The 22,478-nt window shown below is 72.1% G+C and carries 23 protein-coding genes; 14 read left to right on the top strand and 9 right to left on the bottom strand.

The genetic code is table 11. The features are described 5' to 3' along the window. Positions 1 to 19: 19 nt before the first annotated feature. The gene (locus tag ACTWO6_RS17220) at positions 20 to 511 is read right to left on the bottom strand and encodes a MarR family winged helix-turn-helix transcriptional regulator (protein ID WP_446214844.1); all 492 of its coding nucleotides are present in this window, start codon (positions 509 to 511) and stop codon (positions 20 to 22) included. 68 nt (positions 512 to 579) lie between these two features. Between ACTWO6_RS17220 and ACTWO6_RS17215 the strand changes: the two genes are divergently transcribed. After that, positions 580 to 1,815 carry an MFS transporter gene (locus ACTWO6_RS17215; RefSeq protein ID WP_446214843.1) on the top strand — a complete coding sequence of 412 codons (1,236 nt, stop codon included), beginning with the start codon at positions 580 to 582 and terminating at the stop codon, positions 1,813 to 1,815. 3 nt (positions 1,816 to 1,818) lie between these two features. Here the strand turns inward: ACTWO6_RS17215 and ACTWO6_RS17210 are convergent, their stop codons facing one another. The 3 genes from ACTWO6_RS17210 to ACTWO6_RS17200 form a co-directional block, all read right to left on the bottom strand. Then, positions 1,819 to 1,992 carry a hypothetical protein gene (locus ACTWO6_RS17210; RefSeq protein ID WP_446220865.1) on the bottom strand — a complete coding sequence of 58 codons (174 nt, stop codon included), beginning with the start codon at positions 1,990 to 1,992 and terminating at the stop codon, positions 1,819 to 1,821. Further along, positions 1,908 to 2,258, bottom strand: a complete 351-nt coding sequence (tnpA, locus tag ACTWO6_RS17205; protein ID WP_446220689.1) for an IS200/IS605 family transposase — start codon at positions 2,256 to 2,258, stop codon at positions 1,908 to 1,910. Before tnpA ends, ACTWO6_RS17210 begins: the two co-directional genes overlap by 85 nt. Before the next feature lie 199 nt (positions 2,259 to 2,457). Further along, a complete protein-coding gene (locus ACTWO6_RS17200) occupies positions 2,458 to 2,943 on the bottom strand; it encodes an N-acetyltransferase family protein (protein WP_446214842.1) in 486 nt (161 codons plus the stop codon). A 126-nt stretch (positions 2,944 to 3,069) separates the two neighbouring features. Here ACTWO6_RS17200 and ACTWO6_RS17195 point away from each other — a divergent pair, with 126 nt between their 5' ends. From ACTWO6_RS17195 to ACTWO6_RS17175, 5 genes are read left to right on the top strand one after another with little or no spacing between them, the layout of a single operon-like run. After that, positions 3,070 to 4,620, top strand: coding sequence for a glycosyltransferase family 39 protein (locus tag ACTWO6_RS17195; RefSeq protein WP_446214841.1), 1,551 nt, complete (start codon positions 3,070 to 3,072; stop codon positions 4,618 to 4,620). 50 nt (positions 4,621 to 4,670) lie between these two features. After that, positions 4,671 to 5,399 (top strand): alpha/beta fold hydrolase, encoded by a 729-nt coding sequence (locus tag ACTWO6_RS17190; RefSeq protein ID WP_446214840.1) that lies wholly within the window; start codon positions 4,671 to 4,673, stop codon positions 5,397 to 5,399. Then, the gene (locus ACTWO6_RS17185) at positions 5,396 to 6,229 is read left to right on the top strand and encodes a DUF2785 domain-containing protein (protein ID WP_446214839.1); all 834 of its coding nucleotides are present in this window, start codon (positions 5,396 to 5,398) and stop codon (positions 6,227 to 6,229) included. The genes ACTWO6_RS17190 and ACTWO6_RS17185 overlap by 4 nt, the downstream gene beginning before the upstream one ends. 37 nt (positions 6,230 to 6,266) lie before the next feature. After that, positions 6,267 to 7,085, top strand: coding sequence for a TIGR04222 domain-containing membrane protein (locus ACTWO6_RS17180; protein WP_446214838.1), 819 nt, complete (start codon positions 6,267 to 6,269; stop codon positions 7,083 to 7,085). Positions 7,086 to 7,123: 38 nt separating this feature from the next. Beyond that, positions 7,124 to 7,696 (top strand): GNAT family N-acetyltransferase, encoded by a 573-nt coding sequence (locus tag ACTWO6_RS17175; RefSeq protein ID WP_446214837.1) that lies wholly within the window; start codon positions 7,124 to 7,126, stop codon positions 7,694 to 7,696. A gap of 61 nt (positions 7,697 to 7,757) precedes the next feature. On the opposite strand, the gene ACTWO6_RS17170 is transcribed toward ACTWO6_RS17175, so the two are convergent. Beyond that, positions 7,758 to 9,242: a YfbK domain-containing protein gene (locus ACTWO6_RS17170; protein WP_446214836.1), complete on the bottom strand. Its 1,485-nt coding sequence runs from the start codon at positions 9,240 to 9,242 to the stop codon at positions 7,758 to 7,760. 298 nt (positions 9,243 to 9,540) lie between these two features. Here ACTWO6_RS17170 and ACTWO6_RS17165 point away from each other — a divergent pair, with 298 nt between their 5' ends. From ACTWO6_RS17165 to ACTWO6_RS17145, 5 genes are all read left to right on the top strand, one after another. Continuing rightward, entirely contained in the window at positions 9,541 to 11,001 is a 1,461-nt protein-coding gene (locus ACTWO6_RS17165; protein ID WP_446214835.1) for a hypothetical protein, read from the top strand. 210 nt (positions 11,002 to 11,211) lie between these two features. Next, a complete protein-coding gene (locus ACTWO6_RS17160; RefSeq protein WP_446214834.1) occupies positions 11,212 to 13,008 on the top strand; it encodes a TIGR03767 family metallophosphoesterase in 1,797 nt (598 codons plus the stop codon). Between the two features lie 544 nt (positions 13,009 to 13,552). Further along, positions 13,553 to 14,083: an HNH endonuclease gene (locus ACTWO6_RS17155; protein WP_446214833.1), complete on the top strand. Its 531-nt coding sequence runs from the start codon at positions 13,553 to 13,555 to the stop codon at positions 14,081 to 14,083. 698 nt (positions 14,084 to 14,781) lie between these two features. Beyond that, the gene (locus ACTWO6_RS17150; protein ID WP_446214832.1) at positions 14,782 to 15,267 is read left to right on the top strand and encodes a hypothetical protein; all 486 of its coding nucleotides are present in this window, start codon (positions 14,782 to 14,784) and stop codon (positions 15,265 to 15,267) included. A gap of 126 nt (positions 15,268 to 15,393) precedes the next feature. Continuing rightward, positions 15,394 to 15,570, top strand: coding sequence for a hypothetical protein (locus ACTWO6_RS17145; protein ID WP_446214831.1), 177 nt, complete (start codon positions 15,394 to 15,396; stop codon positions 15,568 to 15,570). A 335-nt stretch (positions 15,571 to 15,905) separates the two neighbouring features. Here the strand turns inward: ACTWO6_RS17145 and ACTWO6_RS17140 are convergent, their stop codons facing one another. The 3 genes from ACTWO6_RS17140 to ACTWO6_RS17130 form a co-directional block, all read right to left on the bottom strand. Continuing rightward, positions 15,906 to 16,700 carry an SDR family oxidoreductase gene (locus ACTWO6_RS17140; protein WP_446214830.1) on the bottom strand — a complete coding sequence of 265 codons (795 nt, stop codon included), beginning with the start codon at positions 16,698 to 16,700 and terminating at the stop codon, positions 15,906 to 15,908. 152 nt (positions 16,701 to 16,852) lie between these two features. Continuing rightward, positions 16,853 to 17,398, bottom strand: a complete 546-nt coding sequence (locus ACTWO6_RS17135; RefSeq protein ID WP_446214829.1) for a hypothetical protein — start codon at positions 17,396 to 17,398, stop codon at positions 16,853 to 16,855. A 224-nt stretch (positions 17,399 to 17,622) separates the two neighbouring features. Beyond that, positions 17,623 to 18,096 carry a DUF6223 family protein gene (locus tag ACTWO6_RS17130; RefSeq protein WP_446214828.1) on the bottom strand — a complete coding sequence of 158 codons (474 nt, stop codon included), beginning with the start codon at positions 18,094 to 18,096 and terminating at the stop codon, positions 17,623 to 17,625. Positions 18,097 to 18,324: 228 nt separating this feature from the next. Here ACTWO6_RS17130 and ACTWO6_RS17125 point away from each other — a divergent pair, with 228 nt between their 5' ends. The 3 genes from ACTWO6_RS17125 to ACTWO6_RS17115 all read left to right on the top strand — a co-directional run bounded on the left by ACTWO6_RS17125 (position 18,325) and on the right by ACTWO6_RS17115 (position 20,803). Continuing rightward, the gene (locus tag ACTWO6_RS17125) at positions 18,325 to 19,440 is read left to right on the top strand and encodes a sensor histidine kinase (protein WP_446214827.1); all 1,116 of its coding nucleotides are present in this window, start codon (positions 18,325 to 18,327) and stop codon (positions 19,438 to 19,440) included. Further along, a complete protein-coding gene (locus tag ACTWO6_RS17120) occupies positions 19,437 to 20,099 on the top strand; it encodes a response regulator (protein ID WP_446214826.1) in 663 nt (220 codons plus the stop codon). Before ACTWO6_RS17125 ends, ACTWO6_RS17120 begins: the two co-directional genes overlap by 4 nt. Before the next feature lie 167 nt (positions 20,100 to 20,266). Continuing rightward, a complete protein-coding gene (locus ACTWO6_RS17115; RefSeq protein WP_446214825.1) occupies positions 20,267 to 20,803 on the top strand; it encodes a GNAT family N-acetyltransferase in 537 nt (178 codons plus the stop codon). Between the two features lie 171 nt (positions 20,804 to 20,974). Here ACTWO6_RS17115 and ACTWO6_RS17110 read toward each other — a convergent pair whose 3' ends face one another. Beyond that, positions 20,975 to 22,282: an MFS transporter gene (locus ACTWO6_RS17110; RefSeq protein WP_446214824.1), complete on the bottom strand. Its 1,308-nt coding sequence runs from the start codon at positions 22,280 to 22,282 to the stop codon at positions 20,975 to 20,977. Between the last annotated feature and the right edge of the window lie 196 nt (positions 22,283 to 22,478).

Below are 22,478 nucleotides of genomic sequence, written 5' to 3'. Positions count from 1 at the left end.
CGTTTTTCCCGGCGGCCGCTCAGCCGGCGGGTCCGTCGGCGACCAGGACGACGCGGCGCAGCAGGTCCGACAGCAGCCGGCGCTCGTCCGGCTCCAGCGCGCCGAGCAGCCGGTGCTCCTCGCCACCCACGACGTCCATCGCGCGCAGCCAGGCGGCCCGGCCGGCGTCGGTCAGCTCCACGTCGACCCGGCGCCGGTCGACGGCGGAGGGGATCCGGCGGACGAAGTCCCGCCGCAGCAGCCCGTCCACCCGGGCGGTGATCGAGGCGGGGGCCATGCCGAGGTCGGCGGCGAGCTCCGACGGCGCGGCCCGACCGCCGCGCCCGGCCAGGGCGTGCAGGGTGCCGAACTCCTTCTCCTGCAGGTCGAGATCCGCCAGCGCCTGGTCCTTGACGGCGCGCAGGTGCCGGGTGAGGAACTGCATCCGGGTGACGGCACCCTCGACGTCCGGGTCCAGGTCGGGCAGTACGGGCAGCCAGCGCCGCACGTGCAGGTCCACGCGGTCGGTCACCGCGCCAGCATACGTCGACACCGAAATATTCGTTGACGAAATATTCGATGTCGAAGTACTTTGCGGAAGTGACCCATCCCCTCCGGCTCCGCTCCTTCCGGCTGCTCTTTCTCGGCCGCACCGTCTCCGCCGTCGGCGACGCGGTCGTGCCCACCGCGCTGGCCCTCGCCGTGCTCCGGGCCACCGGCTCCACCACCGCGCTGGCCCTCGTCCTGGGCTGCGCGATGCTCCCCCGGCTGCTCCTGCTGCCCCTCGGCGGTGTGGTGGCCGACCGGTTCAACGCCCGCCGCGTCGCCATCGTCACCGACCTGGCGCGCTGCGCCGCCCAACTGGTCGTCGGCGCCGAACTGCTCGGCGGCACCCCGTCGCTCATCCACATCGCGGTGGCGGCCGCGCTCGGCGGCGTCGCCTCCGCCTTCGCCATGCCCACCTCCTCACCGCTGGTCGCCGGCACCGTCGAGCCCGACGCCCGGCAACGCGCCAACGCGCTGATGGGCGTCACCGCCAACGCCAGCCGACTGCTCGGCCCCGCCCTGGCCGGGCTGCTGATCTGGACCGCCGGCCCCGGCTGGGCGTTCGTCCTGGACGCCCTCTCCTTCGCCCTCAGCGCCCTGCTCCTGTCGGTCATCCGGGTCCGCCACGTCCCCGTACCCCGCCGGTCCATCCGGACCGACCTGGCGCTCGGCTGGCGGGAGGTCCGCTCCCGCGACTGGTTCTGGAGCAGCCTGCTCGCCCACGGCGTCTGGAACGGCGCCGCCGCGGTGCTGCTCACCCTGGGGCCGGTGGTCGCGGTGCAGCGCCTCGGCGGGGAGGGCGTCTGGGTGCTGCTCCAGCAGGCCGGCGCCGTCGGCATGCTTGCCGGATCGCTGCTGGCCGCCCGGGCCCGACCCCGCCGGCCGGTGCTGGTGGCCAACCTCGGCCTCGCCACGTACGCGGCGCCGCTGCTCCTGCTGGCCGTCGCCGCGCCCGCCGGCGCGGTCATCGCCGCCTACTGCCTCGCGCTGACCGCGCTGGGCTTCCTCAACCCGGTCTGGGAGACCGTGGTGCAGGGCCACTTCCCGGCGCAGGTGCTCGCCCGGGTCACCTCGTACGACTGGCTGGTGTCGCTGGGCGCCATGCCGCTCGGCTACGCCCTCGCCCCGCTGGCGTCCCGGGCCTGGGGCGCGCCGGTGCCGCTCGCCGTCGCCGGGGCGCTGGTCGCCCTCGCCTGCGCCGGCACCGCCGCCGTCCCCGCGGTACGCCGGCTGGGCTGGCCGGTCAGCGCCCCGCCGGTCCCGGCGGAGCAGGTCCCGGCGGGGCGCTGACCGTCAGAGGGCGTGCCCGGTGGTGGCGTCCACGTGGTCGGGGATCGGCTCGTGCCGGTCCCCGACACTGGACGTGCCGGAGGGCTCGAACATCAGGATCGACGCGCCCCGCGCGCTGGACGGCCTGTGCTCGACCCCGCGCGGCACCACGAACACCGCGCCGCGCGGCAGCACCACCTCCCGCTCGTCCGCCCCGTCGCGCAGCGCGATGCGCAGCTCCCCCGTCGAGCACCAGTCCGCGACGTAAAGCCCTTGAGCTGGTTCGCCACATACGAAGGCGAGGCGGTCGGGTCCGCCCGGACGACGAGGTGCACGTGATCGGGCATGACTTCCAGGGCCGGGACCGACCAGCCGTGCTCGTCACACTTCTGCCCTATCAGGTCCCGCAGGCGATCGGCGACCGAGCCGACGAGCACGGGACGGCGGTACTTCGGGCACCACACGACGTGGTATCCGAGGCTGTACGCCGCCCCGCGGCTTGTCTGATACTCGGCCACGACCCGAGTATATGAGCGCCGCACAACTAACAGTGCGAGCCGAATGCAGCCATTCACCTGCCGCCTGAAGACGGCAGCCCTCTCGCCCCAGTTCGGTAGTCGTTGACCCCGGTGACGATGCACGGGCTACGCCCACCCGCGCCGTTCACAGGGGACGGTGCATGACGTGCAGGCCCACCCGCCCCAGGGTCGGGTGCGCGAAGGCCTCCGGCACCGTACCGATCACCGTGAATCCGAGCCGCCGGTACAGCCGCACCGCCGCCTCGTTCGCGTCCACCACTGCGTTGAACTGCATCGCCGCGTACCCCTGCCGGCGGGCCCAGTCCAGCGCGTACTCACAGAGGGCCCGGCCGACGCCGCCGCCGCGGGCGGCGGCGGCCACCATGAAACTGGCGGTGGCGACGTGCGAACCCGGGCCGGGTCGGTTCGGCCCCATCTTGGCGGTGCCGAGGATCTTGCCATCCTCCTCCGCCACCACGGTATGGCCGGGCGCCGCCTCGACCCAGACGTCGTGGCAGATCTCGGACGTCCAGGTCGGGTCGTACGGGAAAGTCTCCCCGGCAATGATGACGTCCTCGACGATCGGCCAGACCTGCTCCCAGTCGGCCTCGGTGAAATCCCGGATACGCATGCCAGGAACGCTAGCCGGACGGCCCGATCGGCGGCGACCGGGAATCCGGCGGGCGTGCCCGAACCGTGACCGCCGGCCTACCTCGCGGGTACCCGCGAGGTGGCGGCGCCGGACGATGATGGGCGCGTGGCCGAACCCGTCACCGACCTCGACCGCGCCGCCGGCTCGACGCCGCCCCCGGCGGACGGGCCACCGCCGCCCGGCCCCCGCACCGTCGGGCCGTGGCTGGTCGGCGGCGCCGTCACCGCCGTGCTGCTGCTGCTCGCCGGCCGGTACGGCTACCACCGCGACGAGCTGTACTTCCTGCTCTGCGGCCGGCACCTCGACTGGGGATACGTCGACCAGGGGCCGCTGGTGCCGGCCCTGGCCCGGCTGCTGGACACGATCGCGCCGGGCAACCTGGTCGTGCTGCGCACCCCGTCGGCGCTGATCGCCGGCGCGGCGGTCGTCCTGGTCGCCGCGACCGCACGCGAGTTCGGCGCCGGCCGGGGCGGGCAGCTGTTCGCCGCGTTCCTGGGCGGCGTCGCCGGCATCGTGCTCGCCCCCGGTCACCTGCTCAGCACCACCACCGTCGACCTGCTGGTCTGGCTGCTCGCCGCGTGGTGCGCGGTACGGATGCTGCGCACCGGCGACAGCCGGTGGGCGCTCGGCGTCGGCCTGGTGCTCGGCGTCGGGATGCTCAACAAGCTGCTGCCCGCCCTGCTGGCCGTAGGTCTGCTGGCCGGCCTGGCGATCGCCGGGCCGCGCCGCCTGCTGCGTGACCGGTGGGTGCTCGCCGCCGCGGCGGTGGCGGTGCTGCTCGCCGCTCCCAACCTGGTCTGGCAGGCCGCGCACGGGTTCCCGCAGCTGTCGGTGGCGTCCTCGATCGCCGAGGGGGACAGCTCCTACAGCGGCCGGCTCGACGCGGTCGTGCTCCAGCTGCTCATCATCAGCCCGTACGCGGTGCCGATCTGGATCGCCGGGCTGGTCACGCTGCTGCGGCGGCCGGCCTGGCGGCCGTACCGGGCCCTGGGCTGGGCCTGGCTGGTGGTGTTCGGCATCGTCCTGCTCGCCGGTGGAAAGGGCTATTACGACGCCCCGCTGCTGCTGGTGCTCACCGCCGCCGGCGCGGTCGTCACCGCCGAGTGGGCCGGCCGCGGCGCCCGCCGGGGCCGCAGGGCCCTGCTCGCCGCCGGTGGCGTGGTGGCGACGGCGGCCAGCGCGGTGCTGCTGCTGCCCACCCTGCCGGCGGACCGGCTGCCCGGCCTCGTCGTCGACGTCAACTACGACTCCGGCGAGACCATCGGCTGGCCCGCCTTCGCCGACTCCCTCGCCGCCGTCCACCGCGGCCTGCCGCCGGAGCAGCGGCAGCGGGCGGTCATCCTCACCGGCAACTACGGCGAGGCGGGCGCGCTGGCCCGGTACGGCCCGGCCCGTGATCTGCCGCCGACGTACTCGGGGCACAACAGCATGACCGGTTTCGGTCGCCCGCCGCAGGACGCCGACGTGGTGATCGCCGTCGGCTGGGCGCGCCCGGACCAGCTGCGGGGCTGGTTCGTCGAGGTCACCGAGGCCGGCCGGGTGGACCAGCGGGTGGACGTGGACAACGACGAGAACGGTATGCCGATCTTCGTCTGCCGGGGGCTGCGGCGCCCCTGGTCGCAGCTCTGGGACACCGACGTCCGGCACGCCTCGTGAGGCGGAATTTCGGACGCGCCCGGCGATCTTGATCGCTAGAGTTGCCGGTCGTGATCGTCGACCCGGCCCGCCTGCACCGGCGGTTCACCCGTAACGGGGCACCGACCGTGGTGTTCGTCGCCGGCCTCGGCGACGCCGGTGACACCTGGGACGCCGTCCGGGAGCGGGTGCCGCCGTGGGCGTCGACCCTGTCGTACGACCGGGCGGGAGTCGGCCGGAGCCGCGCCGTGCCCGGCGTGCGGACCTGCAGGGACCTGGTCGACGAACTGGCCGGGCTGCTCGCGGAGCTGGCCGCGCCCACCCCCTGGCTGGTGGTCGGGCACTCCTTCGGCGGCCTGGTCGCGCGGCTCCTCGCCGCGCGGCAGCCGCGCGACGTCGCTGGTCTGGTGCTGGTCGACGCCGTGGTCGAGTACCGGGAGACGGCGTACGAGCCGGTGCTCCCCGCCCACCTGCGCGCCGCCAACCGCGCCTACCTGACCGACCCGGCGCGCAACGCCGAACGGATCGACAAGCCCGTCAGCTACCGGCAGGTCGCCGCGCATCCGCTCCCCCGCGGGGTGTCGGTCAGCGTCATCACCCGGGGCAGGCCCGACGCGGCCGGGCCGGACTGGCCGGCGCTGGACATCCTGCAGGTCGACCAGCGGATGCAACGCGACCTCGTCCGCCGCCACGGCGTCCGGCACCGGATCGCCGCCCGCAGCGGCCACGACGTCCACCACGACGAGCCCGACGTCGTGCTGGCAGAGATCATGACGATGCTGGAGGGGACACGGGGTTGAGCGACACCAGGACCAGGCTGCTGGCCGACCTGCGGCGGATCGAGGACGAGGGGTACCAGCTGCGCCCGGGCGAACGACCGGCGGAGTTCGTGGCGCCGATGCTGGCCCACCTCGGGGACGCCGCGCCGGAGCTGCGCGACGAGCTGATCTACCCGACCTTCCACGCGTTCATCGACGGCGACCGGCTCACGGAGGCCGAGCTGCGGGCCCTGCTCGACACGCTGATCGACGACGCGCACCTCTTCCACGGCATCGGCGCCGCCGGCGACCCGAGCGTCTTCACCCGCACGTTCTCGATGCTGGCGATTGCGCTGGTCGTCCGCCGGCACCGGCGGCGGCCGTTCCTCACCGCCGACGGGTACGCCCGGGTACGGGACGCCCTGCTGCGCTACCACCGCGAGGAGCGGGACCTGCGCGGGCTGGTCGCCGAGGGCGGCTGGGCGCACGCCGCGGCGCACGGCGCGGACGCCCTGGTGGAGGTGGTGCGCTGCCCGGAGAGCGACCCGGCGACCCGGTGGGCCGTCCTCGACGCCCTGCGCGGCATGCTGCACAACGGCACGACGACCTTCCCCGACGAGGACGACGAGCGGATGGCCACCGTCGTGGACGCGGTGATCGAGGACGGGCTGCTGCCGGAGCGGGAGGTCGCCGACTGGCTGGGCCGGCTGGCCGACTGCGCCGACCAGCCGCGCAGCCGGGCGCAGGTGGTGGCCCGGGTCAACACGAAGAACTTCCTGCGCAGCCTGCACTTCCGACGCCCCCGCACCGGGCCGCTCGGCCAGGCGATCGGGGCCGCCGAGGCCAGGGTGAACAGGTTCAGATCACACTGACGTGGCGCCGGGCGGACGGCGATCCATACTTGTCGCCATGCTCTGGGGCGTCAGCGGTCCACTCTTCCTCCTCGACTACGTGGCGGCGGTCGCCGGGGCGCTGGCCGTCGCTCTGTCGATCAGATCGCTGACCGGCTGGCGCACCCGGGGGGAGCCGCTGACCACCGTCGAGCTGGCGTACCTCACCGACCGGGCCGGGCTGGCCTGTCAGGTCGGCATGGCGGCGCTGCGCCGGGCCGGCGCGGTACGCCGGGGCGAGCTGTCGACGCTGTCGGTCGAGGGTCCGCCCCCGGCCGGGTCGGCCCCGCTGGTCCGGGCCCTGCACGCCGCCCTGCGCCGACCGCAGACCTGGGCGGCCGTGCTCGCCGACCCCGCCGTGGGCCGGGCCCTGCGGCGGCTGGTCGGCCGGCTGGTCCGCGACGGTTGGCTGCTGACCCCGGCGCAGCGCCGCCGCATCGCGATCGGCACCCTGCCGCTGTTCGCCGTGGCCGCGGTCGGGGTGACCCGGCTGGTCGACAGCGCGGTCGAGGGCCGCAACGCCGGTGGCCCCGCGTCGGTCGCCGGCCTCCTGCTGTGCTGCCTGGCCACGGCGCTGACCGGCTGGTGGCTCTGCGAGGTGCCCGAGACCGGGGCGGCCGCCCGGCGGCTGCTGCGCCGGCAGCGCCGCGTCCACGCCGAGCTGAACCCGGAGCGCCGGCCGGCGTGGAGCGAGCGCGGCACCGACGAGCTGCTGACGGGAATGGCCCTGTTCGGGCCGCGCCCGCTGCTGGCGGTCGACCCCCGGTTCGCCGAGCTGGTCGGCGTCGACGCCGAGCGCACCCGGCCGGCCACCCCGGCCGTCGCCCGGCGCCGCTGACGGGGTGGCAGGTCGCGCGGTCACTCTAGAGTCGGCGCGTGCCCCTGCTCACCGAGCCCGCGTTGCCGCCCGGGTCGATGGCGGCGCTGCCGCAACCCCGGATCCGCGCCGATGGTCTGCTGCTTCGCCCCTGGCAGCCGACGGACCGCCCCGTGGTGGTGGCGGCCTACGCCGACCCCGCCATCCAGCGCTGGCACTGCCGATCGATGAGCGATGGCGAGGCCGCGGACTGGATCGCCGCCTGGGCCGGCCGGTGGCGCGGTGAGACCGGCGCCGGGTGGGCGGTGCTCGACGCGGAACAGGTGGTCGGGCAGATCAGCCTGCGCCGGGTCGTCCTGTCCGAGGGCGAGGCCGAGGTGTCGTACTGGGTGCTGCCGGAGGCGCGGGGTCGCCGCGTCGCCCCCCGGGCGCTGTCCGCGCTGGGCGGCTGGTGCTTCGCGACGCTGGGGCTGCACCGCGTCGAGCTGAGCCACTCGGCGGCGAACCCGGCGTCCTGCCGGGTGGCGCGGCACGCCGGCTTCCCGGCGGAAGGTACGCGGCGCGGCGCGGCGCGCCACGCCGACGGCTGGCACGACATGCACGTCCACGCCCGCCTCGACACGGACCCGTGAGCGCGGGACCCGGGGACCGGCCGACGGAGTGAGCCCGGCGGAGTGCCGGGCCGCTCGGGAATCAGCGGAGCCGTTCGGCCTCGTGGATCACCGTCGCGAGGTCCCGCACCTCCGGGTCGTCGGTCGCGTCGGCCGCCTGCTGCGCGATCGCCGCCAGGTCGTCCAGGCGCACCTCCCGGCCGGACGGGCCGTCTTGCAGCGCCTGCGCGAAATAGCCGGCCGAGTAGCAGGTCCGCAACCGCGGGGACGCCTCCCGGAAGTCGCCGTTCACGTCGGCGACGGTCACCGACTCGTACGTCTCGGCGGCGTCACGGCTCGTCGGATCGGTCCAGCGCACCTGCACGCGGGCGATCCGGGCCGAGGGCGGCACCCCGTCGGCGAGCCGGACGGCGTAGAGCGCCGTGACGCTGTGCCCCGGTCCGACCTCGCCTCCGTCGACGCGGTCGTCGCGGAAGTCCTCGTCGTCGAGTGCCCGGTTGTCGTACCCGACGAGCCGGTAGGACCGCACAGATGTCGGTTCGAAGCTCACCTGCACCTTGGCGTCGAGCGCCCGAACGCTCAGCGTCGCCGGTAACTGTCGGACGAACACCTTCCGGGCCTGGGCGCGGTCGCTGACGTACACCGCGAAGCCGTCGCCCCGATCGGCCAGCTGCTCCATCAACTCGTCGCCGTACTCGCTGCCGACCCCCACGCCGAGCAGCGCGATCTGCTTCTCCGCCTCGTCGCGCACCCGGCGCAGGATCGGCTCCGCGTCGGTCCGGCCGGCGTTGGCGAGCCCGTCGGAGAGCACGATCACGCGGTTGGTCCGGCCGGGGCGGAACCCGTCGCGGGCCACCCGGTAGCCGAGCACCAGGCCGGCTTCGAGGTTGGTGCTGTCCCGGGTGTGCAGGGAGTCGATGGCGTCGTGCAGCTCGTCGGCGTCGGAGACGGCGGTCATCTCCCGGACCACCCGGGCCTCGCCGCTGAACTCGACGATGGCGATGGAGTCGGTGCGGCGCAACTGGTCGACCAGGGTGTGCAGCGCGTCCTGGACGAGGTCGAGCCGTCCGGGCTCGCCCATCGAGCCGGAGACGTCGACGACGAAGGTGAGGGCTGCGTCCGGCCGGCTCTCCTCGTCCTCCGAGCGGGTCTGCAATCCGACCCGCATCAACCGGACCTCGCCGGACACCTCGTGGGAGTCGGGGAAGCGGGCGCCATCGACGTGTACGGCGAAGCCGTCGCCGCCCGGCTCGGCGTAGTCCTGCCGGAAGGAGTTCACGAACTCCTCGGGCCGCACCGCGGTCCCCTCGGGCAACCGCCCGTCCATGATGAGCCGACGGGCGTAGCCGTACGACGCGGTGTCGACGTCGACGCCGAAGGTGGAGCGCGGGTCCTCCTCGGTTGCGGTCTCCTCATCGCCCGACCAGGGCGTGCCGTCGTGGTGGCGGGCGGATCCCGGGGCCGTGTCGGCCTGCCGTGCGCCCCGGCCATCGGCGCCGCAGGCGGTGATGGTCATCGTGATCGCCAGCAGCGCCGGCAGCAGCGGTGACCGTCGCAGGTGGGCCATCGGATCCTCCGGGGCGGGTCGGGGGTGGGCGACCGGCCGCGGGGTACCGGAGCCGTCGTGATCATTGACGCAGACCAGCGGCGCGGCGGATGCCGTCGTGGCCGAGCTGATACGCAAGCGTGAGTGTCGTGACCGCTTCGTGTGCAAGCCGTGACCTGAACAGTCCGCCCGGCGAGGCGCCGCCGCGACGGCGACCGGCCTCGATGGACGGAGTGCCCGGCCGTGCCGCACCGCCGCGGATGGGGCAGAGTGGCAGTCGCGGCCGGGACCAGACGGCCGGGACGGGAGGGCAGTGGCCGTGGAACGTACGACCGGGGTGGTGTTCCCCATGGCCGACGGCACGCGCAGCACGTCGGCACTCGGCCGCGCGGTCGTCGCCGACGCCTTGCGCGCCGTCGACCCGGTCGGCGCGCGCTCGGCCGAACACGAGACCAACTGGCGGCACGGCTACCTCGGCCACTTCCGCCGCCTGGTCGAGGCGGGGCTGCTCTCCCGCGAGGCGGCGGTGACCGTCGCCCGCGACGGCCTCGCCTCCCTGCACGCCCGGATGCGAGTGGTCCCCGACGACGGTCCGGAGATCGGCCTGGACGAGGCCTTCAGCACCGTCGCCGGGCAGCCGCTGCGTACCGCCACCGTCACCGGCGCCGGCGCGGCCGAGCGGGAGTTCTCCCTGCCGTACCGGGGGCAGCGGCTGCGCGGCGACGACCTGCGCCGCCGGCTCGACGCCTGGGTCACCGCCGGCGTCGTCGAACCGTCCTGCGCCGAGGCCGTCCGCGCCGTCCTGGCCAACCCGGACTGGCTCGACCTGCGCGACCAGCGCATCGTGGTGCTCGGCGCGGGGGCCGAGATGGGCCCGCTGCCGTCCGTCCTGCGCTGGGGCGGCGATGTGGTCGCGGTCGACCTGCCACGTCCGGAGATCTGGCGACGGCTGCTGCGCACCACCCACCGGTACGCCGGTCGCCTGCACCTGCCGGTACGGCCCGACACGGCCGGCGACGACGAGGCGCTCGCCGCCGGCGCCGGCGCGGACCTGCTGCACCGCCTCCCGCAGGCGGCCGAGTGGCTGCTCGGCCTCGACGGCCGGCTCGTGCTCGGCAACTACGTCTACGCCGACGGGGCGACCAACGTACGGGTCGCCATGGCCGTCGACGCGCTCACCCGTCACCTCCAGCAGCACCGCGACGACGCGGCGCTGGCGTTCCTCGCCACCCCCACCGACGTCTTCGCCGTCCCCGCCGAGGCGGTCCGCCACGCCGAACGGGGCTACGCCGCCCGCGGCGTCGCCCGCCGGTCCCTGCGGGTGCTCTCCGGCGGCCGCCTGCTGCACCGCAACTACCCGCCGGGCGCCGACCCCGGGATCAACGACAGCCTCGTGCCGCAGCAGGGCCCGAACTACGCCCTGGCCAAGCGGTTGCAGCGGTGGCGGGCGACGGTGGCGCGGGACGCCGGGACGACCGTGTCGTTCAAGGTGGCGCCGCCGACGCGGACCCGGTCGGTGCTGCGCAACCGGGCGCTCGCCGCCGCGTACGCCGGCGCGCACCGGTTCGGCATCGAGGTGTTCGACCCCGCCACCAGCAACACCCTGATGGCCGCGCTGCTGGTGCACGACCTGCGCACCGGGGGCGGCCCGGCCCACGCCCACCCCTGGCAGGACGAGGCGTACGCCGCGGCGCACGGCGGGCTGTGGCGGGTGCCGTACGCCCCGCGCAGCGCCCTCGGGCTGGCCGTCCTGCTGGGCCTCGGCGGGGCTCGGGCCTGACATTCACCGGGGTCGCCGCTCCGCCGGAATCGCCTCGCCGGCGCCGCGACTACGCCATCCATTCACGACAACAGCGCCTTCAGGCTATTGCGCCGACAGGTGCCGAGCGCGATGGTTTCTTGCATCGAGCTGATGCTGCGCGTGGCTCTACGACAGCTGTCGGTTCCTCCCGGCGCGCATCGAAGCTCCCCGAGACGGAATGGAGCCATGATGCCGTTCAGCAGGAGAGCGCTACTCGCGGGGATGCTCGGCGGTGCCGCCGTCGGCCTCGGCCAGTTCCCGTCCCGCCGCGCGTTCGCGCTGCCCGCACCCTCCACCGCCGGTACCACTCTGGAGCAGACCATCGTCCGGGGCGCACCGGGCGCGGGCGGCTACGCGACGCTGCGGCTCGCCGAGGGCGAGCCGTTCCTCGTCCGGGCCGACCTCGGTGGATCCCCGCGCGAGCGTGCCGGCTTCACCGGTCGGGTGCTGACCTGCTTCGCGCAGCTGACCGACGTGCACGTGCTGGACACCCAGTCGCCGGGGCGGTTCGAGTTCTTCGACCGGTACGGCAGCCTGCCCGGACTGGACGACCTGGCCAGCGCGTACCGGCCGCAGGAGTTGCTCAGCGCCCAGGTGGGCGACGCCATGATCCGGCAGGTGCGCCAGGTGCACGCCGGCCCGTTCACCGGCGCGCCGCTCCGGTTCTCGGTGGTGACCGGCGACAACACCGACAACTGCCAGCACAACGAGCTGCGCTGGTACATCGACCTGCTCGACGGTGTCGCGGTCCGGCCCGACTCCGGTGACCCGAGCCGGTACGAGGGCGTGGCGGACGATGTCGCGGCGGATCCGTCCTACTGGCACCCGGAGACCGGCTTCGGCCAGGCGACCTCGGTCCACGGGTTCCCCGTCGTACCGGGCCTGCTCGACGCCGCGCGAGCCTCGTTCCAGGCGGCCGGGATCGGTGTGCCGTGGTACGCCGTCTACGGCAACCACGACGGCCTCGTCCAGGGCAACGTGCCGGCTTCGCCGCTGCTGCGTCAACTGGCCACCGGCCCGCTGAAGCTGACCAGCCTGCCACCGTCGATCCTCGCGGCGCCGATCCCGGCGCAGATCCAGTTCATCGTCGGGCTGCTCGCCCAGGACCCGGCCGCGGTGGCGTTGATGCTCTCCTCCGGCGGGCGCCGTTTCGTCACTCCCGACCCCGACCGGCGCATCGTGGACCGGGCCACCACCGTGGCCGAACACTTCGTCACCAGCGGCACGCCCGTCGGTCACGGCTTCACGGAGACGAACGTCGCCGACACCACCGCGTACTACACCTTCGACGCCGGCCGGGTGCGCGGCATCGTCCTGGACACGGTGAACAGCGCCGGCGGGCCGAACGGCTCGATCGATCCCACCCAGTACGCCTGGCTGGAGCGGCAACTGCAGGCGGCGAGCAGCCGCTGGCTGTCACCGTCGGGCGAGGTGGTCACCCGCCCCGGTCGGGCGGACAAGTACGTCGCCATCTTCAGCCACCACACCGTCGGCAGCATGGACAACGTGCCCGCCGGCAGTGACCGGATCGGTGGTGCGCAGGTAAGAGCCCTGCTGCTGCGCTACCCCAATGTGATCCTCTGGGTCAACGGGCACACCCACCGCAACGAGGTGCTGCCCCACGCCCGCCCGGCCGGCGCCGTCGTCGGTGGCGGCTTCTGGGAGGTCAACACGGCGGCGCACATCGACTGGCCCGAGCAGTCCCGGATCATCGAGCTGGTGGACAATCTCGACGGCACCCTCTCGGCGTTCTGCACCATCGTCGACCACGCGGGACCGGCTGCCAGGGGCGGACTGTCGGACACCACGGCGCTCGCCGCGCTCTCCCGCGAGCTGTCCGCCAACGACTGGCATGGCAGGGGTGACTTCCGGCGCGGCACGCTGGCCGACCGCAACGTCGAGCTGGTCATCCCGTCGCCGCTCGCCGGGGTGAAGGCGGTGTCCGCCGAGGTCGGCGAGGCGTTCTCGATGGCGGCGAGCGGCTAGTGCCGTGTCCACAAACGTTGGCCGGGTTGGTCGGGGTTGGGAAAGTGTCGTAGGGCCGTGAAGCCGCCCGGGTCATCGCCTGCTGGTGTTGGCTTCGGTTCGTGCCGCGCCGTCGGGATCCTTCCGCGCCGCGGGTCGTGCACCGCACCGCGCGCGTCGCATTGCGGGTGACGACGCCCGGGCAGCGGCGGCGGTGCTTCGGGCTGCTGCGCTCGGCCGGTGACGTGTGGGCGTGTGTGTTGGAGGTGAACGCGTGGCGGCGTCGCCGCCGGGATGTACCCCTGTCCGGTTATCAGGAGTTGTGTCGGGAGTTGGCGGCGTCGGGGCCGGGCACGTTCGCGGAACTGGACCCTGTCGGCGACCGTACGACTGTCGATGACCGACATGGGCCGGATGGCGCTCACCCTCGCGCTCAAGCCCCGCGCGACGCGCCCCCGTCCCACCGGCCACACCCTGGTAGTACGCGATTCGACCGGCCCCGCTCCGCAAGGTCCCGCCGGCGGCTGAACGCGCCGGCGAGAGTCGGGCCGCATACAGTGACGCAATGCTGTCGAGGGTGAAGGGCCTGTCCCGGCACTTCACTGAGGAGAGCCTGCGCGCCTACCTGCTCGCCCGCTCCGAGCGCCGCGACGACGGCTGCCTGATCGTGCGCGGGTACGGCCGCCGCCGCGACGTCCACCAGAAGGTCGCCGGGCGGGCGTGGGCGCACATCGCTGCGTACGCGGTCTTCGTCGGCGGCTACGACCCGGCGCTGGACGTCGACCACCGCTGCGCCGCCCGGGACTGCATCGAGTCCACCCACCTGCGTCAGGTCGGCCGCGCGGAGACCTGCCGGGACCGGCGGCAGGAAGCGCGGTGCCGCAACGGCCACGACCGGGAGCTCGACGAGGTGACCGGGCGCTACCGCCGGGTGTGCCGGACGTGCAACCGGGAGGCCCAGCGGCGCTGGCGGGTCCGTCGGGCGGCCGAGGTCGCCACGGCGAGAGCCACGCACGGTCGCGGCCCGTCGGCCTCCGCGGGGCGACCGGGATCAGGCACCCCAGGGTCGGATACGACTCCACTGTCGCGGCGCTGACTGCCGGGCCCGGAGGTGGCGCCGTCGTTTTTTGTCCTGTTTCGCCGCTCGACGCACGACTGTTCCGTCTCGCAGGATGCCTGGGGGCATCTACCTCTGGCACAACGCCGCCATCGCGGTCTGCTTCGCCGTCGGTGACCTGATGGGGGGTCTGGCGGATCGGCAAGCTGGGCTACCTGGTGGTCACCGGCCTGGTGCTGACCTCGGGTGGATCGAGGACCCCAGCGCCCGGCGCCCACCCCGCGTCCTGCCCTGGCCCCGCCCTGGGCGAACGAGCCGGCGGGATCCGCAGACTGCATTCGGCAGGTCAGTCAGCCGTCGACGACCTCCCGGGCGGCAGGAGGTGACCGCCCTTCGCTGACCAGGAAGAACAAATATCCGTCCAGACCGCGAGAAATAGTCATAACCTGTGCGATTTGTCGTATAACTAACTCAGTATCACGAACGCCCCGACACAGGAACTTTCGCGTGCGCTCATCAGGACGCGCTCGATCAATACCGGGCTGTCCGCCGCGGTACGACGCCGACGGCGGCCCGGCCGGACACGACCCGGCCGAGCCGCCGTCGGCGGAAGCCGGTGATTGGGGTGATCACCGTGGCCGGCACGGGTCTCGCCCTCCTACGGGGCCCGTGCCGGCCACCCCGCCGAAGCGGAGCGACGCAACCGCTACCAGTCCCCCGAGTGAGAGGAAACGGTGATGTGGAACCCGCCAACACCGGCGGAGCAGGAGCTGTGGAACGCCGTGGTGGCCGGGGTCCGCGCGGTCGACCAGGCGGATCGCAAGGGTTTCGAGAACGCGATCGACCGCCTGTCACGGCTGCCCCACCCATGGGCGCACCAGGTCCTCAAGGACACCGCGGGACTGCTGGCCGAGGAGCTCGACCCGGACGGGCCCGACCGCTGGCCGCTCCTGGCGGCGCATGTCGACCGCTCCGCGCACTGGTTGCCCCAGGTGAACCGGGGGCTGCTGGCCGCGCTCCTTCCTGGTGGCCACCGACCGCCCGCCGCGGACGTGCCCGGCGAACCGGAGAACGCCCGGTGTCGACTGCTGCTGATCGCCCACCTGGCGAAGGCCGCGCGGGTCGGCGTCGGGGCGTTCCTCGACGTGGCGCTGGCCAGGAACGGCCAGGGGGCTGGCAGGTCGTTGTCCGGATCGGTCCCACGCTGCCGCACCGGACGCTGACGCCCCCGGCGAGCGCGGGAGCGCCCACGCACCAGGATCGAGCCAGCTGACCAATCGACCACTTCGACAACCACGTTGGACAGATGAGAAAGGACCCTCTTCAGGAATCGCGCAGGCACGGCGCAGATGATCACCACCGTCGGCAGCCGTCACAAGATCAGCGACAGACCCGCTCAACGTGCCCAGCGTCGTGTAGATGGCGAAGGCACGTCCGAGCCTTCAACCGCCCGCGAGCCGGCCAGCGGATTCAGCGAAGAGCCACAGGTTACAGGCGAGCGGCTCGTGACGTTCCCTTACCAGTGAGCCGGCACCGACCGTATGGCGTATCCGCTTCTGCCGAGATGAGTATGTAGTAGATCGTTGCTCTAGCGAAGATATCGCCCGCCATAGAAGCGACAAGCAACAGCAGTATGTTGATAGTGCTCTGGGGCGGCAGACCGGCCTGTGGTGCGGTCGCAAGGCTGCTTAAGGACCTGCCGCACCGGCGGTCGATCTCATCGATCCCCACCTAGGGTTTGCAACCAGGGTAAGACTCCCGAACCAATACGAAACGGTACTAGATGTATCGCCCGGTACGGTGGACTGGCGGAGCCATAGCCCTTATGACACGCTACCTTCCTGCAGCAGGTCCCACGCTTTTAGCGGTAGGGTTGGTCGAGGAGGCCGTCACCGTCACTACGCGCGTGTAGGTAGTCGGCGAAGGTGACCGTGCCGCGGTCACCATCGGTGAGCAGGTGGCCGCCCACGCCGAACCCCGCGCCCAGCCTGCCCCAGAGGGGGATCTTGATGACTGGGCGGCGGCGCTGTGCATCGGCGAGATAGGCGCGCATCAGGTCCGCCATCGACTCGACCTTCGGCCCGCCGAGCTCGCGAACGCGGCCTGCCGCAGGCCCCATGACGAGTTCGGCCATTCGCTCCGCGACATCGCCCACGTCGACTGGCTGAAGCAGTGACTTCCGCGGCACCACGGCGGCCGGACCGTTGGAGAGTCGCGTCAAAAACATCAGCATCAGATCATGGAACTCGGTGGCCCGCAGGATCGTCCATGGCAGGCCGGAGTCTTCGACGAGCCGCTCGGTGTCTAGCTTGGCCTGGAAGAACCCGAACCGAACCCGGTCCACTCCGACGATCGAGACATACACCAGGTGCGGCCGCGCTCCACCTGTCGCGTCGAGGAGCTTCCGGAGCTGGGTCACGTCCCGTTGCGGTCGCCGGTAGTCGGCCGCACTCGCGCAGTGGGCGATCGCCTCCACATCCTCGACCGCTGCAGCCAGGCCCTCGCCGGTCTCGAGATCACCCTGGACGAACCCAAGGCCCTGAGATCGGCGACGGCTCAACACCCGCACCTCGGCCTGATCCTGTAGCCGACGTACCAGCTCGCGACCCAGCACGCCGGTACCACCAGTGACGAGCACCCTTTCTGGACGCGTCATAGCCCCCTCCTCACCCTGGAACGGCTCGGCCAGTGGGTGAAGGCGGTGATGCGGTGGCCGCGGCGCACTCCTAGGTTGAGGATGTGGCGGCCGGTGCGGCCCGTCGAGTCGAACACAGTAGTGATGTTCATTGGCGTCTCCACCGGTTGGCGTCAGGCATGGGATTCGGTCGCGGTGGAGCGATGCGCGGGGCCGTGTTCGCCTTGTTCACGGCCCTTAGACAGGCCGCGGTCCAAGACGAACACCAGCGCATACGCCTCGGCGAAGGCGCATACCGCCCACATCGCCCAGGCCAGGACACTGAGGTTCAGTGGCTGGTGCAGCACGTTGAATGGGCCCATGAACTCGGCGAACACGGTGCCCAGCCACACGATGAGGCCGAGCCGCCATGCCCTGCTGTGCAGGCCCGTCGTCCACGCAGGAGCGATGGACCGGTAGACGAAGGCGTAGCCGATCCCGAACGCGAGCATCCCGCCGAGGATAGTCAGCGGATTCTCCAGAATCCGTGGAAGTGGCTCCAGTTCCTTCCACACGGTGATGACCTTGGGATGCTGGGTGTCGGGGTCGAACAACAACCCTTCCGCGCCTAAGCGCGAACCGCCGAGCAGGCGGAATGTGACGAACGTGCCTAGCACGAACGCGATGCCTCCGGCGAGGCCGGCAGCGAGTGTTCGCCAGATCGAGATGGTGTGTCGCATCGTTCTCCTTCCCGAGTTGGGGTGCCGTGAAGGAAGCTGCTACCAAGTGTCATGTAACGTTGCGCGACTGAATGCCTGCTGAATGGGCGCTCGCCGGTAGGTCTGCGGCTGAGGGCAGCTACCCGAGCATGAGGCTGGGACGGACGCGTACGGCGCGCTGGAGCTTGGTGCGGCGGTCTTCAGGTAGACCCGAACGCGCGCTCGTATTCGCTGCGGTCAGCCGATCAGACGGTGCGGCGGGAGCGGGCCAGAGCCAGCCCGCCGAGGGCCGTGGCGATCAGCCCAAACACCAGAGATGCGAAGCCACCAACTATTCCGTAGCCGGTGCCGGCACCACCCTCGGCCGCGGCCACCACGTACCCGCCAAGGACAATGCCGATCACGCCCGCCACGAGGGCAATGATGGCCCCCTTTTTCCCGTTACCGCTGCCGATACGACCAGCGGAGCGGGCCAGAGCCAGCCCACCGATGGCCATGCCGGCCAGCGCCACCAATGCGCCCACGGCGCTCAAGAGTCGCCCGGTGGTCAAGGCGTAAGCATCGTTGGCGACGAGCGGCTGGGCCTCGACCTGCACGTCCGGCGGTCCGACAAGCCCGAAAGTCCCGAGCAGGATGGCTCCGGCGATGACAAGCACAAGCACGGCTCCGGCGATGACAAGCACACGTCGGACTGACGTCAGGGCTCCCGATGAACTCATGTCCCTCCACCTTTCGCGCGTCTCATTTCGGAAGTTTGGATGTCGTCTGATCATGTCGCCGGGCGCACTGCCAGTCGTCCTGCGGACGTAGGTAATTCGCGCTGCCGCAAGCGGCGCATCCGGCTGCCGCGGATGCCGCAGAAGCCGGGAAGGTACCGCGTGTGCGGTAGGCGGCCGATCATCCGCGCGCACGAGTCGCCCGGGCAGACAACCGGTTAGGGTGCGCGCATGAGCAGGGGACGGATCGGTGTCAGAGACTGGGCGATCGCCGCCGGCGTGGCGGCGATCCTGCTGGTCACCGGGCTATCCGGGCAGCACTCCGCCACCAACCTCGACCTGCTCGGCTACGCGTTGTTGGTGGCCGGCGGCCTAGCGCTGGCCGCGCGCCGCTGGGCGCCGGTTCCGGTCCTGGCCGTCACCGGGCTGTGCGCGGTGGGTTACCAGGCGGCCGGTTTCGACGTGCCTGCCGTCGCGTACCTGTTCGCGGTGTACGCCGCCGTGCGGGCGGGACACCGCACTATCACGGTGGCGGCGAGCGTGATCATGCTGGCCGCTCTCCCCCTCGCGGCCCTGGCCTCGGGCCTGCACGACACGGGCGAGGCGTTCGCGCAGGCCCGAGGTGTCCTCGAGCTGGCCTGGCTGATCGCCGCCGGTGCGGCGGGTGAAGCGCTGCGGCAGGCCGAGCGCCGGGCGGATGAGGCCGAGCGCACCCGGGAGGAGACCGCGCGGCGCCGCGCCAACGAGGAGCGGCTGCACATCGCACGGGAGCTGCACGATTCGCTCACCCACCAGATCTCCGTCATCAAGGTGCAGGCCGAAGTCGCCGTGCACCTGGCCCGCAAGCGTGGTGAACAGGTGCCGGAGGCCCTGCTGGCGATCCGGGAGGCCGGTCGTGAGGCGACCCGGGAACTGCGAGCGACCCTGGAGGCGCTGCGCGACGACGACACAACCCCGCCGCACGGGCTCGACCACGTCCCGGAACTGGTGCAACGGGCCCGTGCGACCGGCCTGGACGCGACGCTGACGATCGAAGGACAACGACACGATGTGCCGGCCGCGGTGGACCGCACCGCTTACCGGATCGTTCAGGAGTCGCTCACCAACATCACCCGTCACGCCGCCGCCGCTACCGCGTCGGTCCGGATCGACTACCGTCCCGACGCCCTCGCGATCCGGGTCGATGACGACGGCAAGGCCACGCCGGCCACCGCCCCGATGCCCGGCGTCGGGCTGCTCGGGATGCGCGAACGAGTCACCGCCCTCGGCGGTCGCTTGCGCGCGGAACCGCGCGGCGAGGGCGGTTTCACCGTCCAAGCTGAACTCCCGGTGGGCCGAACGTCATGATCCGTGTCCTGCTGGTCGACGACCAGCCGCTGCTTCGCAGCGGCTTCCGCGCGCTCCTCGACGTCGAAGATGACATCGAGGTGGTGGCCGAGGCCACCGACGGGCAACAGGGCCTGGCGCTCATCAAGGAACACCAGCCGGACATCGCGCTCATCGACATCCAGATGCCCGTCATGGACGGCATCGAGGCGACCCGGCGCATCGCCGCGGACCCGACCCTGGCGATGGTGCACGTCGTCATCCTGACCAACTACGGCCTAGACGAACACGTGTTCGACGCGCTGCGCGCCGGCGCCGCCGGGTTCCTCGTCAAAGACATCGTGCCAGAAGACTTCCTTCACGCCGTGCGCGTCGCCGCGCGGGGCGACGCGCTGCTCGCACCGTCGATCACCCGCAAGCTGATCGACCGGTACGTCACCGAGCCGCTCCACACACGCGCCGACACGGGGCTGAAAGGACTGACCAACCGCGAACGCGAGTCCGTCGCCCTGGTCGCGCAGGGCCTGTCCAACGACCAGATCGCCGAACGCATGGTGATCAGCCCAATGACCGCAAAAACCCACATCAACCGGGCCATGGCCAAGCTCCATGCCCGGGACCGCGCCCAACTCGTGGTCCTCGCCTACGAATCCGGCCTGGTAACCCCACGCAACCGCTGACATCGATACGGCGCGGCCGGATCCAAGATCAGGTGCGCTCTTCTGCCGCGATCCGCGCGCTACGCCGCGTCACGAAGTGCTGACTCGGCCGGCATACGCACATGCCGAATTGAGGATGTTCAGCCGTGGGACGTGAGTCGGTCGGGTGGTCTCATAGCAGGGTGCGGATGCGCGATGATGAAGTCATGAACTCGGCGGACCGTCGCACGCCTGAGGCGTCTGAACCGGTGACGCTGCGTGTGATCACGGAGAGCAATCGTATGTCTATCGAGGGCTTGCGAGTAGCGGCGGGGCAAGAGGCATTCGTTGACGGCGTCGGGCAATCGCTTGTCGAAGCAGCAGCCACTCCGCACGCCAGGCCGTGGTACCGGGCCGTCTACTCGGGAGAGGCCCCGGTGGGCTTCGTGATGCTCGGCGATGACGTTCCCCCTGGTAGTCCGCACATACCTTGGCGCTACTACCTCTGGCGGCTGCTGATCGACGCGCGTTTCCAAGGCCGCGGCTACGGTCGCGCGGCCATGGATTGTGTGGTCGCGTATGTGAAGAACCGTCCGGGCGCGGATGTGTTGGTGACGAGCGTGGTTCCGGGAGAGGGCTCGCCGATGGGCTTCTACCAGCGGTACGGGTTCCAACCCACAGGACAGTTGTTCAACCACGAGCAGGTCCTAAAGCTACGGCTGGAGGAAATCCCGGCGGCGAAATGATTGCCGGGCAGCGGTCAGTCAGGGGTCGCGGTGCAGATCATCGAGGTCACCGGCATGGGTGTGCGCAGTGCGGTCATCCGCTTGGAGTGCCGGGAGACCCTCTTCGGTTCATCCTCTTTCCGATGATCCACCTCGGTTGGCCCGAGTTCTGTGACGCGGCCAGGGAGCGGGTTAGTCGTTGTGCGCTGGCCGTCGCGGAGGCGCGAGCCCACACGAGGCCGAGGGGTGTCGCTGCCCGGGCTGGCGTATCGGCTCCTGCGTTACATCGCGTTCCGTCACGGCGGAGCGGATCACGAGTGGACCACGACGTCCCAGCGCCCACACGGTGAGCGCGAAGCAGCAGAGCGCCGTTCCCGTGATCGTGACCGCTGTCCAGCCGCCCGCGGACCAGAGCGTGGTCGCGGCGGCGGAGCCGATAGCAGCGCCGATGAAGTTGCCGGTGGCTAGCGCCGTGTTGAGCCGGCTGCGGGCCTCGTGGGAGAGGGCGAACAGCCGCGCCCGGTTGAGGAGGGCCTGCGCCTGGAGGGCAACATCGATCACGATGATGACGATGACGACGAGCACGACGGACCGGCCGGCGAACGCCGCGACGACGAAGGCGCCGAGGGCCAGTACCCATGCCACGCCCGTGGCCGGAAGCGACCAACCTCGGTCATGCAGACGACCGGCGTGCTGGACGGCGAGGACACCGGCGAGGCCGGCCAACCCGAACAACCCGATCACCGGTACCGGGTACCGGAACGGCGGGCCGCTGAGCAGGAACGTCAACGCCGTCCAGACCAACGAGAACGCGGCGAACCCGATGGCGGCCAGGACCAGCGTCCATCGGGCCGCCCGCTCGCGCATGACCACCGCGCCGACCGAGGCGATGAGCGCCGGGTACGGCATGCGCGTCCGCGGTGCCAGCGGTGGAATCGCGCGATAGAGCAGGACCGCGAGCAGGACGGCGACGACCGCGGCGAGGGCGAAGATCGTACGCCACCCGGCGGCGCCGGCGACGAACCCGCTGATCGTGCGGGAGGCCAAGATACCGGTGAGGGTCCCGGACCCGACGGCGCCGACGATCCGACCGCGGTGGGCGTCGCCGGTCAGGTCCCCGGCGAGCGGCGTGAGGACCTGCCCGGAAATCGTCGTCACGCCGAGCACGCCCAGTGCGAGGAGGAGTACGCCGATCGACGGCGCCAGCGCGCACAGCAGCAGTGCGGCGGCCGAGGTCAGCAGCATCACCGGGACGAACCGGCGGCGGTCCAGGACGTCGCCGAGCGGCACGAGCAGCAGCACGCCGACGGCGTACCCGACCTGCGTCGCGGTGACGAGCCAGCCGGCCGTCGCGGTCGCGGCGCGTAGATCGCCTGCGATGAAGCCGAGCAGCGGCTGCGCCCAGTACAGGTTGCCGATGGCCGCTCCCGCCGCCAACGCGAACAGGAACGTCAGCCGGCGGCTCATCTCCGACGGCGGTGCCATGCGGGGTGCTGCCACCCTGCCACGCTAAGGCGCGGGATCAAGGCGTCGGGCCCAGCGAGGGCCTGAGCGTGGCAGGGCCGCATCCGCCGGGATGTCCAGATCTCTCCCGGCACCCTTCAGGCGTGCCCGGACAGGTCGACACGGCGGGCAACGACAGCCCCCACCGGTGGGGTCGCAGTAGGGCACAAGACGCTGTCATGGCGATCGCGTG

It is taken from the genome of Micromonospora sp. IBHARD004 (genome assembly GCF_052814115.1).
This window is presented reverse-complemented; position numbering and strand designations above follow the sequence as displayed.